This window comes from Bacillus cereus group sp. Sample62, assembly GCF_036851315.1.
In the GTDB taxonomy this organism is placed as follows: domain Bacteria; phylum Bacillota; class Bacilli; order Bacillales; family Bacillaceae_G; genus Bacillus_A; species Bacillus_A wiedmannii.
In genome coordinates this window covers 2,586,093-2,605,236 of the sequence record NZ_JAFLPK010000001.1, presented here as the reverse complement: position 1 = coordinate 2,605,236, position 19,144 = coordinate 2,586,093, and the positions used below count along the sequence as shown (strand labels likewise).

Genomic DNA, 19,144 nt, shown 5'->3' with positions numbered 1-19,144 from the left:
AGTATTTCTTATTGGACATGTAATGTTATTTCTATAATATACAGTTTCGTATTGTATCATGTAATTTCTGTAAACCAATCAACATGTCTTTTTCATTTAACATTGAATAGCTAATCCGTAATTGGTTATTACTTATATCGGTATTTAATAGACAAGCTGTTCCTGGTAAAAAAGAGACATCTACTTCATTTGCTTTTTGTAATAAGGTAAAGGAATCTATCGAATCAGGAAGTGTAATCCATAAATTAAAGCCACCATTTGGTATTTCAAATCGTAATTCTTTAAGTGGTGATAACATTTCAATCGTTATATCACGTCTAATTTGTAAAGCCGTACGTAATTTTTCTAAATGATTTTTCATACGTTCTGCACGTAAAAAAGGAAGGAGTGCTTTTTGCGTTAATAAAGGACTACCGATATCCATTGAACCTTTTACAGCAAATAACCATTCAAAAATAGGCCCATCGGCAATAAGAGATGCGATACGCAATCCTGGTGCTAACGTTTTACTAAATCCTTTTATATATATTACATGACCGTTCGTATCAAAATTTTTGATAGGAGGGGGAATAGTAGCACCCTCAAAATATATTTCTCCGAAAGAATCATCTTCAATTATAAAAAACTCATATAGCTCTGCTAATTCTATAAGTTCCATTCGCCTTTCATTACTCATTACTGTACCTGTCGGGTTCTGGAAAGTTGGATTCGTATACAATAATACGGGATTTTTACTTTGACAAATATCATCGATTAAGTCGGATCGAACTCCATGATTATCAAGAGAAACTGGTATAATTTTAGCGCCTTTATTGATGAAAATATCAAGTGCAGAACTGTAACAAGGACTTTCCACTAATACAATATCACCAGGTTTTAATAATGTTTGAGCAATTAAATCAATTCCTTGTTGTGCTCCGCTTGTAATTAGTAATTTAGATGGATCGGTCACTAAATTTTGGTGTTCACTTAAGTAATTTACTATTTCAACTCGCAGTTCATAATCACCCTGTACTGGCCCATAAGTTGCTAGGATCATCTGGTCTTTATGAAGTATTTTATGCATTTCGTCTGCTAAGAATGGATTTGGCAATAAACGAGGATACAAAATCGCTTGTGAAAAATCGTAATATTTTCGGTGCTGATTCATTGCATATTGAGATCGCATAACATTAATCGTTTTCGTTTGTTGCCATTTGTACGGAATTGGTTTGAAATCTTTCCTTACATGTTTATGTATATAAGCACCTTTTCCTTGCTCAATGCGTATATATTCTTTCTTTTCTAATTGCTTGTATGCCTTACGAACAGTTAATAGGCTAATCTGTAAATCTTCGGCCATAGAGCGTAAAGATGGAAGTGCGTCACCATGCGCAAGCATGCCACTTTGTACTCTTTCAACGATTTGCATATATATTTGTTGGTAATACGGTATGTTGGATTCTTTACGAAGGACAATCTTCATGGTTTCACCTTTTTCGTTTTTATTTTATTAAAGCGAAAAATATAAAGAGAATCAACTACAATTTTAAGTAACTGTTATATACATAGTTACACTGTTATACACCACACCTTCTATACTCATGTTAAGAGTAAAAAGGAGGAAGAAAAATGGTCATTTTCAATTATATTTTAGTATGTATTATTTTCGGAACAACATTTTTAACGATAAAAATCGGAATTGAAGCAGGGGCGCCTCCATTATTTTCAGCAGGAATTCGTTTCTTGTTAGCAGGCTTAATTCTGATGATTATATTTAAGTTAAAAAGAAAAGAAATTATGCCACATGTATTTTCAAAACGTATTATGTATGCTGGTTTTTGTTTAACGTTTATGACATTCGCATCACTGTACTGGGCAGAACAATATATTTCTTCAGGTTTAGCTGCTGTACTTTCTGCTACGGGGCCGATGATGATTTTGTTATTACAAGCAAAGAGAAATAAGACAAAATTACAAAAGGAGCAACTCGTAGCATTAATTATTGCACTAATAGGTGTTATTTTTGTTTCTTTACCAGGAACGCACCAAGAAGTAAGTCTCATATGGAGTATCGCTTGTTTTGTTTTAATAATAGGAGAGTTATTTTACGGAATAGGCTCTATTCGCTCAAAAGAAATACTTTCGGATTTACAAAGTGTATCACCATTTCTCATTAATGGTATTCAAATGTTTTACGGAGGGGTTTTATTACTAATCGTATCCGTCATAGTAGAACAACCGAATGTATCTGTATTAGCTTCATGGAGTGTACAGTGGCCTATTTTATATCTAATCTTTATTGGATCAATTGGCGGACACGGATTATACTACTGGCTCTTATCAAAAACAAACCCTGTATTCCCGTCAACGTGGTTATATGTATCACCGTTAATTGCTATTATAGTAGGATATATCATATTAGGAGAACCTTTAAACCCTACAATGGGAATAGGTGCTTGTTTTATTTTGGTTGGTGTATTTTTAGCTAATCGATCCACACTCCGGAGCTATCTCAAGCAAGGGAAATTGTTTGAGAAGGAAATGTAGTTGTATAAAGAAGCAGCCCTGTATATAACAGGGCTGCTTGAATTTTATTCATGATACGGATTGACTTTATTTATTGGAAAGGCGTAATATTATTAAGCTATATGAAAGAGAACTGTAAAAAGAGGGGAGTTATTATGAAAATGAATTGGACTGAAGTAAAGGAAAAAATTCGAACGCAAATTTCAAAACCATCATATGAAACTTGGTTTACTAATACTACTGTTTATTTAGAGGATGATATATTAACAATTTATTGTCCGAATGAATTTGCTCGTGACTGGTTAGAATCTCACTACAAAGAATTAGTATTTCATACATTAAGAGAAATGTTTAATACGACGTTTGAAATTCAGTTTGATCTATGTAATGGCGAACCATCTAAATTGAAAGATGTTCAAAAAGAAAGGCTTAATAGCTGGGATGAAGTAAAGAAAGCGTTAAGGCCAAAATTAGCAGAGAAAACATTTATGACCTGGATTAGAAATACAAATGCTACTATAGAAGATAATACATTAATAATCTTTTGTGAAGATGCGTTTCATCGTGATTTGCTTGAAGGTGAGTATAAAAATATAATTTCAACTACCGTACAGAAAATTACTAATGAAGAATATCAAATATGGTTTGAAATAGGATCAAACACCGCTTTAATAGCACAAATTCATCATATGCAAAATAATCAACTCACTTCCGGACAAGAGGAATCGAATACAATTTGGAATCAAATAAAAGATAAAATGCAATTAATAATTTCAAGACCTTCATATGAAACGTGGATGAAAGAAACGACAGCCAAAATAAATGAAAATTCATTGATCATTTATTTTGAAAATGAATTCCAACAAGAATGGGTTGAAAAGTCTTATAAAGATTTAATTTTGCAAATAGCCAAAGAATTAACTGGAAATACATATGAACTTCAATTTGAATTAGAATCAAATAAAGAAGTAACCAGTAATAGTGAAAAATCAAAGTCACCTACCGAAAATACTATTTTCGAATTATGGAAGCAGTTCAAATCGTCCAATGATGATTTGAAATATAATAAAGTAGAAGATAGCGATAAACGCATTCAAGCTTTAGAAGAAAAAATAGTGAAGTTGGAAAATGTAATTGATACATTAGTGGGAAAATTAGAGGTAGTAGAATTAAAAACACAGTTGGAAAAATAACCAACTGTGTTTTTTACTTAATTTACTTTTTTTATAAACCCTTTATAATGACGTTTCACAAGCTGACTTTCTAACGTCTTCATTGTTTCAAGTGCTACACCGACGATGATAAGTAAGCTTGTACCACCGATTTGTGCAGAAGGTGGTAATGTAGCAATTTTCGTGAATACGAGCGGTAAAATTGAAATTGCCCCTAAGAAAATTGCACCGATAAATGTTAAACGGTATAAAATTTTAGTTACATATTGTTCTGTTGATTTACCAGGACGAATACCAGGCACATAGCCATTTTGCTTTTTCAAATTCTCAGCCATTTGTTCAGGGTTTACTTGAATAAATGCGTAGAAGTACGTGAAAGCAACGATCAGACCGACATAAAGCGTCATTCCAAGTGGATGTGCGAAATCAAGATTTGCAACTAACCATTGCGATACGCTTGAATCAGGGAAGAGCTGCGCAATTGTACGCGGCGTCATTAAAAATGCGGAAGCAAAGATAACTGGAATTACACCAGCACTATTTACTTTAAGAGGTAAATGAGTGTTTTTTGCTCCTTGATATTGATTGTTTCCTGAAACAGCTTTTGCATATTGAATCGGTATTTTACGCACAGCTTGTTGAATGTAAATAACGCCAACAACTATTGCTAAAATTACGAGACCAATTAAAACTATTTTTATGATGTGCATGAATAATTGATCGCCTGCATTTTGAAATTGTTGTAAATAAATTTGATTCGCAACATTTGGAATCGCTGCTACAAGTCCTGCGAAGATAATCATCGAAATACCATTACCAACGCCATTAGCGGTAATTTGTTCACCTAACCAAAGTAAAAATGCAGTACCTGCAGTTAAAACTGTCGCAATAAATAAGTATGTAGTCCAGCTTTGATCTGTTATTAATTGTCCACCTGCTATATTATTAAAACCATAAGACATCCCAATGGCTTGTATGAATGCGAGAACGATTGTAAAGTATCGAGTGAATTGAGCTGATTTCTTACGGCCCATTTCTCCTTGCTTTGCCCATTCCGAAAATTTAGGTATAACGTCCATTTGTAGTAATTGTACTATGATGGAAGCTGTAATATAAGGTGTAATACCTACAGCAAAGATTGAGAAGTGTTGCAGTGCTCCTCCGCCAAATACGTTTAGCATACCTAAAACGTTAGCTTGATCTTGTACTTTTAATACCTCTGCGTTAGTATGAGGAACTGGAATAAACGTGCCAATTCGAAAAACAATTAGCATCGCTAGTGTAAAAAGAATTTTGTTTCTTATCTCAGCTACTCTCATGAAATTTGAAATCGTACGAAACATTATGTCGCCTCCTATATTTTTATCAGTTTAAAACTGATTATTATATCCCGATGAAGTAACCACAAACCTCCTTCCGCATTAAATTCATTTGACAAATGGAATTTCATACACTTTGTAGTTTTCACGGATATAAAAATATAAGGTTTTTAAGCGACCTATAAACTTTTCATAATCATTCAATACACATAATATATCGAATAAATTAACAAATGTACATACATACGCATGAAAAATGAATGTATAGGGGCATTTTTTACATTTATGTAATACTAGATTGATAATTAGGAACGTTTTATGTAGTTGTATTGAAAGGGTTCGGCGGGAAAGTAATATGGTATAGCTGTAGCACATGATAACCTCAATGAAATCTTCAAGGATGTTGAGAAAACTTATATATTTAGTCGTGAATTAGAGAAACAGTAGTGAAGGAAAATCTTTCTTCTATAGAGAATATTTCTAACGCAGGAATCTAAGTATATAGGTTCTAATGAAAGGAGAATTCACATGAATACATTTGTAAAGGACAAGTTTTATGAAACGAGAAATCAATTATTTGAGGAAATTACTTTGTTAAGTGATGCTCAATTTAATAGAAAACCAGATAAGGATAAATGGAGTATAGCACAAGTGTGTCATCACTTAGTTTTATTAGATGAGAGAGTTATAACGGTTATTTCGTCAGGATTAAAAAAGATGGATAGTTTCCAAAATGAGCGTAAAGAAATTCATACTATTGTATTAGATAGATCGATAAAATTTATAGCACCAGAAATGATTGAACCAAGTATAGAACCATTTGAAGTGCTGCAAATGGTTGATTTGTTAAACGACTCTAGAAAAGAATTGATGCGTTTTCTGAGTACAATAGAAGATGAATCTAAATTGGCAAAAAAATCAGTGATGCATCCAGCTCTTGGAGAATTATTTCTTGATCAGTGGATAGAATTAATCTATTTGCATGAACAGCGTCATATAGAACAAATCAAAGAGGTTAAATTGCTTTGTGAAGTTGAAAAGTAAAAATTATTATCTATTTATTTAGCGATTTAGGAAAGCATCAAGGGTTCGAGTGATAAAATACAAGTCCTGATTAAAATTATGATGAATTTAGTTGAAAGCAACCAATAAGCAGAAGAAAATACGAAACTAGCAGATCTTACTCTTGAATAAGAAATGAACATTCGAAAAAAACTGAATCCGAATTGCTGTATAAGTGTAACCCCGTCTTAAATGAAGAACGGGGTTATTATTTTTGGAAGTGATCTCAGCATTTTCATTTAGAAGGAAATAAATTGGCAATGAAATCCGAAAATGTAATTAGCATTACACACTATATCTTTACGTTATAATGATTTCCGGAAATGAGTTATATGTCCATAATTTTGACAGTACATATACATCTATCGTTGGTTTAGCGCTCTTCACACGTTGGAGGAAGAAGTAAATACTATTCTGCTAGGGGGTATATGCATTTTATTCTCTATATTTTCACAGCAGTACCACCTCCAAAATTATCTTTTGTAGTTGAATTTTTCCGAATAATAAGTTACATTTTTAAAGTTCAAGCAACTTTATAGCAGTACAAAAAGGGGAGAAATATTGTTATTATGCAAAAAATGAAATGGAAGAACTATGTATGCTATTTTATTATTCTTATGCTTCTTGTAACAGTAGTAACAGCCAAACCAGCTATTTCTAAGGCTGAGGAACCTGATGTTAATATTACATTGTTAGGTACGGCAGATATTCATGGTAGATTTATGCCTTGGGATTATGCACTTGATGGAGCAAATATGAGTGGAAGTTTGACACAGCTTTATACGGTTATAAAGAAGGTACGTCAAGAAAATCCAAATACCATATTAGTAGATGCCGGGGATACAATTCAAGGAAACTCAGTAGAATTATTCAATGATAAGCCACAATCGCCAATGATGGTAGCGATGAATACAATGGGATATGACGCCTGGGCATTTGGAAATCATGAATTCAACTTTGGATTAGATACATTGAAAAAAGTTAGTGAGCAATATAAGGGAAAGACGTTAGCAGGAAATATTTATAAGGAAAATGGAGAGCGTTTTCTTCCTGCATATACGATTGTTGAAAAAGGTGGAATTAAAGTCGGGATAATTGGTATGAATACACCAATGATTAGTGATTTTGAAAAAGGGACAGATCATTTGGATGGTTTAGTAGTGAAAAATCCAGTAGAAGAGACAAAAAAGGCAATTAAAGAATTAGAAGGTAAAGTAGATGTAATGGTAGGGGTTATGCATATGGGACTAGAAAATGAGAATGGAATCCCAGGTACTGGTGTTCAAGATATTGCGAATGCTTGTCCGGAACTAAGTGCTATTTTTGCGGCTCATATGCATAAACTTGTAAAAAAAGAAGTTGTAAATGGCGTAATTATTACAGAACCAGATAAATATGGAACGCATATTTCACGTATTGACCTTACTTTTACAAAGCAAGATGGAAAGCTGGTTCTAAAAAATAAAACTGCTACAGCTATACCTGTAAAAAATACTGATGGAACAACAATAGTATCTGATCCTACACTTGAAGACACACTGACACCTTTTCACGAGTATGCGAGAGGAGATGCAAATGTTGTTGTCGCTCAATTAAAGGGTAGAAACCTTGTTCCTGAAAATGAAATAAAGGGTATTCCAAGTGTGCAGATTCAAGAGACACCTTTATCAGATTTCTTTCATGAAGTCATGCTCCATTACAGCAAAGCGGATGTAGTAGCCCATCAAATTGATAATGACTATGCCCGTTTGGATATAGGTCCTATAAAGAAGAAAGATATTGCGTATAATTATCAATATGCCTTGGGAGAAATTACAGTATATAAGATAACCGGAAAAGATTTAAAAGATTATATGGAATGGGCAGCAGGATATTTTAACTCATCTCGTGCTGGAGATGTAACAGTTAGCTTTGATAAAAACCGTCGCGCGTCTAAATACAGTACGAACGATTTCTTTGGAGGCGTAAAATACGAAATTGACTTAACAAAGCCATATGGTAGTAGAATTACAAATTTACGCTCTATTCGCACAAATAAACCAATCAAAATGAGCGATGTTATGACGCTAGGAATGAATGCGTATAGAATGGAGGCTCTTCAGGCAAAAGGGGGAGCTTTAGAGGGGCGGAAATTTGAACAAACTTGGTCATCTAAACAAGAGAATGCATTCGGAGAAACAGGTGGAACCATTCGTAACCTTGCTACTACATATTTAAAAGAGGTAAAGTACGGTGTATATACGCCAAAAGTTATGCATAATTGGAAAATTACTGGTGTAGATACACATTCTTCAGAGCATAAGGCTGTAGTTGATCTTGTAAATAAAGGGATTTTAGAAATTCCAAAAACAGAAGATGGAAAATATACAAATATAGCATCTATAAATACTAAAGATTCAATTACAAAAGAAGAGATTGTAGCACTCTCACAAAAAGCTAATATTAATCCAAATCAGTTTAATCATGTAAAAAGAAAAGGTGAATTTTACAAAAAACTTAGTAGGATAATTAAATAAATATAAAATAGATGGCTCTCGTGCAAAAAACTATTAAACTTGGACATACCATTATCCTAAAAAGTCTGTGATCGGTATGGAAATATAAAGAATCAACGATAAAAAACCCCCCGGATCATTAAACAAATCTGGGGGTTTTTTATTTGAATAATTATGGTTTTATTTCTTTTAAAGCATATTTATAATATGCTTTAAAAGAACATACCTTGAGCTAATAACATGCAATAGATGTGTCCTTTACTATATTTAAATGGGAGGCAAATTAAAGATATTTTTGACAAAATAAAAAAGCCTGAAACTCATATGAGACTTCAGCTATCTCATAATGTTACAATCCATGCAGCTATAGACATACATAATAACATTATATTAAAAAAGCTAAATTGTAGATGCGCTGCCACACTAAAGTATTTATATACTATATACATCATAAAACAAAACACGCACTTTCTTTTTCTTGTTTATCAAGGTCATTAGTATTCATTTGGTCCATCTTTATTATAAAACAACTTCATGTCCGAAATATAAGTTTAAATAAGTAATATAAATTATAAGATGTCCTATAATAATTGTTATTTTAATAGCATTAAACCTACTCTTAAAATAGAAAAGAGTGGGTTTTTATGTTGTTATTTAGATGTAAGAGTACTTTGATTAGAATGAATATAGGTAATTAACAACTAACCAATTGGATGATCGCCTAAAAGAGCTCTTTTTTATTGAAATTAATATACATATATGTGTCGTTCTTTATTTATATCATCGACCATATATATGTAATTTTGCATAATGTTACATAAATTTTGTATTTTCTCTTTTTTTCGACAGAAATAGACAGTATACTTTGTACAAGCTTTCTATTTCAAAAATTATAAGAGGTGAAAAAATGAAAAACAAAAAGACATTAACTAAGGTAGCATTAACAACAGGCTTAGCTTTAACAGCTGTAGCACCATACGGAGTAGGTCATGCTGAGGAAACAGATCAACTACAAGTTCAAATTCAGGAGGAATCGTTCCGTTCAGGTGAACTTACACAACCGTCACAAAAGGCACCAGAGAATGTAGTAAAAGATGCTCTTAAGGAGAAAACAGAACAAGCTCTTTCTCCAAAGCAAGTAAATGGAGAAACAGGAGTAGATTATAAAGTTCTTCAAAAACGTGGTTCATATGATGGGACTACACTTGTACGTATACAGCAAACTTACGAAGGAAAAGAAGTATATGGCCATCAATTAACTGCACACGTAGATAATAACGGTGTTATTAAAAGTGTTTCAGGCGATAGCGCGCAAAATTTAAAACAAGAAGAATTGAAAAAACCTATTAATCTTTCAAAAGATGAAGCAACACAATATATTTATACGAAGTACGGGAACGATATCAATTTTATTTCTGAACCAGAAGTTAAAGAAGTTATTTTTGTTGATGAAAATAATGGACAAGCTAGCAATGCATATCAAGTTACATTTGAAGCTGCAACACCAAAATATGTTTCCGGAACTTATTTAGTAAATGCACAAAATGGTGATATGTTAAAAAATATGGTACAAGAATCTAACTTAAAAGCAAGTGAAAAACTAGTTGGAGCATTAAAGAAAAGTAAAAAAAGCAATCTTACATCATTAACTGGAACAGGAAAAGATGATTTAGGTATATCACGTACATTTGGAATCTCTCAACAAAGTAATGGCAAATACGCTCTTGCTGATTATACAAGAGGGCAAGGAATTGAAACATATGATGTGAATTATAGAGACATTACTAAAGAAGAAAGCTATTATCCTGGTACATTAGCAACTAGTACTTCGACAACATTTAACGATCCAAAAGCAGTAAGTGCTCATTACTTAGCAACAAAAGTATTTGATTTTTATAAAGATAAATACAAGCGTAATAGTTTTGATAATAAGGGACAAAAGGTAGTTTCAGTTGTACATGCTTGGGATTCTGGAGATACGAATGATCCGAAAAATTGGCAGAATGCATTAAGTGCGAATAATGGAAGTATGCTTGTATACGGAGATCCTATTGTCAAAGCATACGACGTAGCTGGCCATGAATTTACACATGCAGTTACTTCTAGCGAATCTAATCTTGAATATTACGGTGAATCTGGTGCTATTAATGAGTCGCTATCTGATATTATGGGAACATCTATTGAGAAATACGTAAATAATGGAAGCTTTAACTGGACGATGGGAGAACAAACTGGATCTGTTTTCCGTGATATGGAAAACCCAGCTTCTGTTCCATCTTCACTTGGTGTACCTTATCCAGATGATTACAGTGAATTTAACGATTTTAATGGATGGGATCAAGGTGGCGTTCATTTTAATTCAAGTATTATTAATAAAGTTGCGTATCTCATTGCAAAAGGTGGAACTCATAACGGTGTAACTGTTAAAGGGATTGGTGAAGATAAAATGTTTGATATCTTCTATTATGCAAATACAGATGAGTTAAACATGACTTCTAATTTCAAAGAATTGAAATCAGCATGTATTCGAGTGGCAACGAATACATATGGAGCAAATACTGCTGAGGTTCAAGCAGTTCAAAAGGCATTTGATGCAGCAAAAATTAAGTAAGTTAGAAATATAGTTTTCATTCATATATTATTACATTATGAAAAACAGCTACTGTCATTTTAAAGATAGTAGCTGTTTTTTATACAGCAATGTATGATTGAAAATACACTTACTAAACAATAATTAGGTTGTCTATCTTTATGAAGTTACGACACATATAAAAGGTTTAAAGTATATAAAAACAGAAAATTAATAATATATTGACCTCTTAATAGAAAGTACTATAAAATGAAAGCGATAACAAACGATTGCTTTAAAATGATTTCTTTGATCTTTTAGTATTTATACATATACGCAGACATAAACAAATCTATTTTTTTGAACATTAATGCAAACGTTTTCGTAATAAGAAGATCATTGAAATCCATATGTGAAAATTGCCAATATGGGGGTGAAGTAAAAGAGATTTCTAGATTAATTTAAATAGTGTAATTTAGTACGAGCATAATAAATTGTACGTACTATTTAAAGAAAGGGTGTATGTGGTGCAAATGATAAAAAGATTAATTAACAAATCAGTTCTATTACTTACTATAATCGTTATGTTATCCTCTGTTTTTTCTTTTCAAAGTGTAAAGGCAGTTTCAAATTCGAAAACAACTGAAGTTATCATTCATTACAAAGAACGGTCTGGAAATACAAAGGATTGGAACCTTTGGTTATGGGGAGAAAATGCGAATGGTAAATCATATGAATTTACTGGTGAAGATGAATTTGGAAAGTACGCTAAGATTAATATAGATGATGACTATAATCGTGTAGGATTTATCATTCGTACAAATGAGTGGGAAAAAGATGGTGGCGATCGTTGGATTGAAAATATAAAGGACGGTCGTGCTGAAGTATGGATTCTTTCTGGTGATGAAAAAGTATATAACTCTAAGCCTTCTTCGGATCTATCAATTCAACAAGCAACTATTGATAGTTTCAATGAAATTACTGTAACGACTAATGTCCCGTTTCATATTAAGGAACGGAAAATTGAAATTGAAGGCATTAAAATTAAGAATATTAGTCCTTATGATATAAACAGTGGAAATATTACTAATAAGGTGAAAATAATTACGGAGCAGAAAATTGATTTAAAACAATCATACAAAGTTAAAATCGAAAACGTAGCTGATACGTATACGGAAATCGGTAAAGTCATTCGTAGTGAGGAATTTGATCATTCATTTTATTATGGTGGTAACGATTTAGGTAATATATATACGCCACAACATACGAAGTTCCGTGTATGGGCTCCTACCGCGAGTGAAGCGAAGTTAGTTACATATAAAAAATGGAACGATAAAATAGGCACTGAAATAAACATGCAACAAGGGGAAAAGGGCACTTGGAAAGCAGAACTAAAAGGGAACCAAAAAGGTCTCTATTATACGTATAAGGTGAAAATTGGTGATAAGTGGACTGAAGCAGTTGATCCGTATGCACGTGCTGCTTCTGTAAATGGAGATAAAGGTGCAGTTGTTGATTTAGTAGAAACAAATCCGAAAAAATGGAAAGCAAACAAAAGTCCAAAATTTAAAAATCCGGAAGACGCAATTATTTATGAATTGCATGTACGTGATCTTTCTATTCAGCCCGAAAGTGGCATTAAGCAGAAGGGGAAATATTTAGGGGTAACAGAAAAAGGAACAAAAGGGCCTGAAGGTGTGAAAACAGGACTTGATCATATAAAAGATCTTGGTGTTACGCACGTTCAGCTTTTACCGATATTTGATTATGCATCAGTAAATGAAGAGAATTTAAACGAACCACAATATAACTGGGGATATGACCCGAAAAACTTCAACGTTCCAGAGGGATCCTATTCTACAAATCCATATGAGCCTACTGTACGAATAACTGAATTAAAGCAAATGATTCAAACACTGCATGATAATAATCTTCGTGTTGTGATGGATGTAGTATATAACCATATGTATAATGCTGCTGAATCTAATTTTCATAAGTTAGTTCCAGGTTATTATTATCGTTACAATGAAGACGGAACATTTGCAAATGGAACCGGAGTAGGCAATGATACAGCTTCAGAACGAAAAATGATGAGAAAATTTATGGTGGATTCGGTCACATATTGGGCAAAAGAATATAATTTAGACGGATTCCGTTTTGATTTAATGGGTATCCATGATTATGAAACGATGAATGAAATACGTAAAGCTGTTAATCAAATTGATCCTTCTATTATACTGCATGGAGAAGGTTGGGATTTAAATACACCTCTTGCTGCTGAATTGAAAGCAAATCAAAAAAATGCAGAGAAAATGAAAGGGATTGCTCATTTTAACGATAATATACGAGATGGATTGAAAGGTAGTGTATTTGAGGAGAAAGAAAATGGCTTTGTAAATGGGAAGGAAAACATGGAAGACCGTATTAAAAAAGGGATTACAGCAGGCATTGACTACGATATAAATTCGTCTACTTATCAAGATCCGGAGCAAGTGCTAACTTATGTGGAAGCACATGATAATCATACATTATGGGACAAACTTGAGTTGACTAATCCGAGTGACAGTGAAGAAGTGCGAAAACAAATGCACAAATTGTCTTCTTCAATTTTATTAACATCGCAAGGTATTCCATTCTTACATGCAGGACAAGAGTTTATGCGCACGAAATATGGTGATCATAACAGTTACAAATCTCCTGATTCAATTAACCAAATGGACTGGTTACGCCGTGCAGCATTTAATAATGAGGTAGAATATATGAAGGGCTTAATAGAATTACGCAAAAAGTACCCAGCCTTTAGAATGACATCTGCAGAACAAATTAATAATCAAGTATCATTTATTGATGTTCCAAAAAATGTTGTGGCTTATTCAATAGATGGAAAGGGAAATGGAAATAAAAACGAATATTTTATGGTGGCTCATAATGCAAATAGGGAATCCGTTGACATAACGCTTCCATCGAAAGGTCCTTGGAAGGTACTAGTAGACGGGAAGCAGGCAGGTAGTAAAACACTTTATGTTGTCCATGATAATAAAATTAAAGTTCCTGCGTTAAGTTCATTCGTTTTAAAAACAGAGAAACCGATTAAATAAATACCAAAAGCGAAGTGAGGGTTGTTTTCACTTCGCTTTTAAAGTTAAAATAATATAATTTCACGCACTGTAATTATATTACAATTTAATAAACAAAAAGAGAAGAACTTACAAAAGTTCTTCTCTTTTTTTATGTGTAATTAGAGTTTCCATAATTGTGGATATAAGAGTTTTTAAAAATAGCAAAAGACAAGACGATGAACCTATATACAAAGTGACGAGAAAATGACAAAACTGTAAGAATGCATGAATGTTTGTAAGAAAGTTCGATGTTTTCCTTTTTCTTTTTTTATTAAAGTGAAAAAGAAAGCGTTGTTATGAGGGGTTGATATTTTTAGAAGAGTACAATAACCAAAACGATTCATGTAATGAAGGTATATGGCAATCAGTAAAACACCTTACTAAAAAGGAGGGACTTGAAATGTCTTTTTCTCAATTCAATATTGATATTTTTCGAGCAATTAATGATTTAGGTAAACAATATTCATTCCTAAACTCAACCATGGTATTTTTGGCAGAATATATGGTATATATTTTTGCTTTAATTATTTTAGCTTATTGGTTTACTGGGTCTAGAAAAAGTAGAATGATAGTTATTCAAGCGATGGTTGCTTTTGTAATTGCTGGGGTGATTGGAAAAGTAGCAGGGAAATTCCATCTAAATTATCAACCGTTTGCAGTATTGCCTAATGTTAATAAACTTGTCGATCATGCTGTAGATAATTCATTTCCTAGTGACCATACGATTCTCTTTTTTTCAATTTGTTTTTCGTTTTGGTTTGTTCGTAAAAAAACTGGATGGTTATGGCTTATACTTGCATTTTGTGTAGCGATTTCTCGTATTTGGGTAGGAGTTCATTATCCTTTTGATGTTGCAATAGGGGCTTTAATAGGATGTGTTTCAGCATTGTTTTCTTATTGGTTAGTATCTAAATTTTCTTTTATCAAGCAATTGCTTACTCTATATGAAAGAGTAGAGAAACATGTTTTACCATCCAAAAACAATTCAAAGGAATTTTGAGTATAGAAGTATAAAAAAGACGTTATCCTTTCCTATAATTCTACAGAAAGGATAACGTCTTTTTTGTTTTATGGATAGTGCAAAATATTAGGTTGATAGGCATGTGGCACTACCCCATATAAGAGTAACCATTATCCCTATTTAGATATTTAAATAGGTTCTCTATATTTATGTTACATACATGAAATTAAGCCTAACCTCTCTCATTTCCTATAATCCCCTTAAATGGACAAACTTCTTACCAATATTCAAAACCAATTCGCTTTTGGATTGTTTTTTCGGTTTTCTTGACCCGGCCAATGAATAACTACACATAAACTCCTTATATCTCTAGATAAACTACCGATTAGCTCCATATAGACTCTAGATAACATATATAGAATACAAGTTATCAAGGAGGTAAGAGAAAATGAATTTTATGAAACGTGCAATTCTCAGTATGAAAAAAAGGATAGGAACATCATTAATTTTGATGGCAGTATTTCTGATTGTTACAAATTTGGTTCTTTCAGGGTTCACAATCCAAAATGCATCAAAAAAAGCTGCGGATGCAGCAAGAAAAAAACTAGGTGCAGATGTTACTTTAAGTCTTGATTTTGACAAATTAGGTCAACAAGCTCAGGAAACTGGAGAGATGCCTAATCCACCGAAGCTTAACACAAAAGAAGCGGATCAATTAGCGGAGTCAAAATATGTAAAAGACTATAATTACATAGGCAGCACTTTTGGAATTTCTGATGGACTTAAACTAGTAGGAGCTTCAGAAGGAGAAGAAGAAGGAAAAGGTAAAGCGGGAATGGCGGCTGTGCGAGGCGGTTCAAGCTCTGGTACAGAAATAGATATGAATGCTTCTTTTATGATTGAGGGGGTCCGCAAGACTGCATTACAAGAAAGCTTTAAAAACGGAAAAAGTAAAATCATTGATGGAAAACCAATTACAGAGCAAATGAAGGATCAGAGTGTAGCTTTAATGGAAAAACGATTAGCGGAATTAAATAATTTGAAAGTAGGAGACAAAGTCAAAGTGCAATCAGGGGATAAGAAGGAAACCCTTGAGATTGAAATTATCGGTATTTACGAAACAAATGAGCAAGCAATGGGTCAACAGGCTCTTCCTATTATGGATCCAGCTAATAAACTATATATGCCGCATTCAACTATGAAAAAATTAGAAGTAGACCAAGGTATAAGTAGTGTTCAAGTCGTGTATTTCTTGAATGATCCACAATATATTGATGCATTTAAAAAAGAAGCAAAAAAATCTAATATTGATTTTAATTATTATAAATTAGATGCGCATGATTCATTGTACAAGCAAATGATTGGTCCTATCGAAAATATCTCTTCAACTTCTCAAATGATTATTTATATTGTATCAGTTGCAGGTGCGATTATATTAGGGTTAATCATTATGCTATCAATTAAAGGACGTCGTAAGGAAATGGGGATTCTGTTATCTATTGGAGAGAAAAAGTGGAAACTGATGGCACAGTTCGTAGTAGAAGTAGTATGTGTCGCTATTTTAGCATTTGGATTATCCATAACAACAGGAGCTAAGGTTTCTCAATATATCGGGGATAATTTACTTTCGAGTGAAATTGCTACAGCAAACGAAGAAACGGACACTACGCGAAATAGTACTGTAATGATGTCTGGATCTGGTAGTAGTACGCTACAAAATCAAAAAGAAGATCCAATTGATAAAATTGATGTAAGTGTAACAGGAGAAGATGTAGGAAAAATGGGGGGGATTGGACTAGCTATTGCTATAATAGCAACACTTCTTCCAGCATTATCAATTCTACGTTTAAATCCAAAACAAATTCTTTTAAAAGATGAATAGGGAGGAATAATATGGAAACGATTTTACAATTTAAAAATTTGGATTATTATTATGAAAGTAATGGGAAAAATGTAGCAATACTAGACAATGTCAATTTTTCTTTTCAAAAAGGGCATTTCTACACGATTTTAGGACCATCTGGATCTGGTAAAACTACAACTCTAAGCTTAGGTTGTGGACTGGATGTCCCTAAAAATGGTTATGTACTGTATAATGGTAAAGATATTCGGAAAATTGGTTTAGATCGATACCGTAATCAAAACGTATCTGTAATTTTCCAATCTTATAATTTGATTACTTATATGACAGCTCTTCAAAATGTCCTAACAGCGATGGAAATTACAGGTGTCAAAGTGAAAAATAAGACGGTAAGGGCATTAGAATTATTAGAAAAAGTAGGACTCACAGAAGTAGAAGCGAAACGAAACGTCTTGCAACTAAGTGGTGGGCAACAACAACGTGTAGCAATTGCTCGAGCGTTATCTTGTAATGTTGATTTACTTATTGCAGATGAACCGACAGGAAACCTCGACGAAGAAACGGCAATGGATATTATAGAACTTTTTCAAGAACTTGCACATAAAGAGAATAAATGTATTATTGTTGTAACGCATTCACAGGAAGTTGCTAAAAAATCCGATCGTGCAGTGTATTTAAGTAAGAAGAAGTTGGTCGTAAATGAAATCTAATACAAAAATCTTAGTTTTTTAATTCACATAATTTTCAAAAACCATCCATTTCGAAAGTTTATATTTGATATATAATAAAATCAAGCCATAATCAAAATGGTCTCCCTGTATTGAATGTGAAGATAGTTTGTTGTTTCCTTTTTGACAATATTTGAAAAAGAACTTGTAGGATATTCTACAGGTTCTTTTTGTTATGATCAGTTACCTATATTATTGAGGAATTACATATAAAAATCGGGACATTAATTAGATGTAGAATCTAAATACTGTCCCGTTTAATTGTTTATCTGCATAGTTATTGAAGAATTAAACCTACTATCATAATTAAACTAAATACTATCATCCAGCCAAATGCACAATAGCCGAAGATTCTAATCCATTTAGGTAATTGATTCATGTTAACTTTATTTGTGGGAACTCCTTGCATAGAAAACATCATTTTTTGATCTCTATCCCTATTATTTTGTTGTTCATACATAACATCATCACCTTTCCAGGACTATATTGTTTATAGTATATCAGCCTGAAGAAAATTATGTACAGAATAAAAGGGGATAGGTTACATCTTATGTAGTGAATTTTATAAATAAAGACGTTTAATTGGTCATGACTCTAAGCACCAATCCTTGATAAATACTGAAAAAGAGCCCTACATAAATAGGATTCTTTTTCTTTAAATATTAACTTGCTGGATATACATCAGAACCAAGATAACGTTCTTTTATTATTTGAAGATGATGAAGCTCATGACCAGCAATGATGTATGCTAATGCACGAACTGTAACTTCAGAATTATTCGCATTTCCTCTTTGTGACCAAGCTTCTTTATCTAAGCTTCTAAGTAAATACACGGTAGATTGGCGAACAACTATTAAATTCTCAAGAAGATCTTGCATAGATTGCTTATCAAAAGCAGCTCTAAGAACATACATATCATCATTATAGCCTGGAAGTTCTGCTGTCTCGCCTCGAGCGATAGATAGCAATCGATACGCCATAATACGTTCTGTATCTGCTATATGACCGATTACTTCTTTTATACTCCATTTAGTAGGAGCATACCGGAAAAGTCCCTCACTATCAGAAATTCTCTTTAATAAAAGATTTGTGTCCTTCATTTGTTGTTCTAGAATATGTATGATATTTCCATCTGATACCAATTTGGTATACGTTGCATAATAGGAGTTATATTCACTTACCTTTGGTCTTATTTGCATACGAATCAATCATCCTTTATGTTTTATGTTTAATCTTTACATATAGCTTATCATAAAAAAATTCCAAATTAATCTGAAAAATGGAGGCAAATATGCATTTTTCATCCTCTTTTTCAGTTGCATAGATGAAATGCATCTCAAATAAGAGAAT

13 protein-coding genes are annotated in these 19,144 nt (G+C 32.8%); 9 read left to right on the top strand and 4 right to left on the bottom strand.

The features are described from left to right. Positions 1 to 31: 31 nt before the first annotated feature. Positions 32 to 1,465: a MocR-like pyridoxine biosynthesis transcription factor PdxR gene (pdxR, locus tag J0835_RS13120; protein WP_087980609.1), complete on the bottom strand. Its 1,434-nt coding sequence runs from the start codon at positions 1,463 to 1,465 to the stop codon at positions 32 to 34. Positions 1,466 to 1,611: 146 nt separating this feature from the next. On the opposite strand from pdxR, the gene J0835_RS13115 reads away from it, so the two are divergent. Both J0835_RS13115 and J0835_RS13110 read left to right on the top strand, forming a co-directional pair. After that, complete coding sequence (locus J0835_RS13115; RefSeq protein ID WP_087980608.1) at positions 1,612 to 2,529, top strand: DMT family transporter; 918 nt, start codon at positions 1,612 to 1,614, stop codon at positions 2,527 to 2,529. A gap of 134 nt (positions 2,530 to 2,663) precedes the next feature. Continuing rightward, positions 2,664 to 3,701, top strand: a complete 1,038-nt coding sequence (locus J0835_RS13110; protein WP_087980607.1) for a DnaA N-terminal domain-containing protein — start codon at positions 2,664 to 2,666, stop codon at positions 3,699 to 3,701. Positions 3,702 to 3,718: 17 nt separating this feature from the next. Here J0835_RS13110 and secY read toward each other — a convergent pair whose 3' ends face one another. Then, a complete protein-coding gene (gene secY, locus J0835_RS13105) occupies positions 3,719 to 5,023 on the bottom strand; it encodes a preprotein translocase subunit SecY (protein WP_087980606.1) in 1,305 nt (434 codons plus the stop codon). A 504-nt stretch (positions 5,024 to 5,527) separates the two neighbouring features. Here secY and J0835_RS13100 point away from each other — a divergent pair. The 7 genes from J0835_RS13100 to J0835_RS13070 all read left to right on the top strand — a co-directional run bounded on the left by J0835_RS13100 (position 5,528) and on the right by J0835_RS13070 (position 17,776). Further along, the gene (locus J0835_RS13100; protein ID WP_076538079.1) at positions 5,528 to 6,043 is read left to right on the top strand and encodes a DinB family protein; all 516 of its coding nucleotides are present in this window, start codon (positions 5,528 to 5,530) and stop codon (positions 6,041 to 6,043) included. A 587-nt stretch (positions 6,044 to 6,630) separates the two neighbouring features. Continuing rightward, positions 6,631 to 8,577, top strand: a complete 1,947-nt coding sequence (locus J0835_RS13095; RefSeq protein WP_087980605.1) for a bifunctional metallophosphatase/5'-nucleotidase — start codon at positions 6,631 to 6,633, stop codon at positions 8,575 to 8,577. Between the two features lie 886 nt (positions 8,578 to 9,463). Beyond that, positions 9,464 to 11,167 carry a M4 family metallopeptidase gene (locus J0835_RS13090; RefSeq protein ID WP_087980604.1) on the top strand — a complete coding sequence of 568 codons (1,704 nt, stop codon included), beginning with the start codon at positions 9,464 to 9,466 and terminating at the stop codon, positions 11,165 to 11,167. A gap of 485 nt (positions 11,168 to 11,652) precedes the next feature. Beyond that, positions 11,653 to 14,223: a type I pullulanase gene (gene pulA / locus J0835_RS13085; RefSeq protein ID WP_087980603.1), complete on the top strand. Its 2,571-nt coding sequence runs from the start codon at positions 11,653 to 11,655 to the stop codon at positions 14,221 to 14,223. A gap of 421 nt (positions 14,224 to 14,644) precedes the next feature. After that, on the top strand, positions 14,645 to 15,244 hold the full coding sequence (locus J0835_RS13080; RefSeq protein WP_087980602.1) for an undecaprenyl-diphosphatase: 600 nt from the start codon (positions 14,645 to 14,647) through the stop codon (positions 15,242 to 15,244). A 409-nt stretch (positions 15,245 to 15,653) separates the two neighbouring features. Further along, positions 15,654 to 17,087, top strand: coding sequence for an ABC transporter permease (locus tag J0835_RS13075; RefSeq protein ID WP_087980601.1), 1,434 nt, complete (start codon positions 15,654 to 15,656; stop codon positions 17,085 to 17,087). 11 nt (positions 17,088 to 17,098) lie between these two features. Further along, the gene (locus tag J0835_RS13070) at positions 17,099 to 17,776 is read left to right on the top strand and encodes an ABC transporter ATP-binding protein (protein WP_087980600.1); all 678 of its coding nucleotides are present in this window, start codon (positions 17,099 to 17,101) and stop codon (positions 17,774 to 17,776) included. Between the two features lie 295 nt (positions 17,777 to 18,071). Here the strand turns inward: J0835_RS13070 and J0835_RS13065 are convergent, their stop codons facing one another. Together J0835_RS13065 and J0835_RS13060 are read right to left on the bottom strand one after the other, a co-directional pair. Then, positions 18,072 to 18,254: a hypothetical protein gene (locus J0835_RS13065; RefSeq protein WP_002172101.1), complete on the bottom strand. Its 183-nt coding sequence runs from the start codon at positions 18,252 to 18,254 to the stop codon at positions 18,072 to 18,074. A gap of 202 nt (positions 18,255 to 18,456) precedes the next feature. Further along, positions 18,457 to 18,993, bottom strand: coding sequence for a DinB family protein (locus J0835_RS13060; RefSeq protein ID WP_087980599.1), 537 nt, complete (start codon positions 18,991 to 18,993; stop codon positions 18,457 to 18,459). Positions 18,994 to 19,144: the final 151 nt, after the last annotated feature.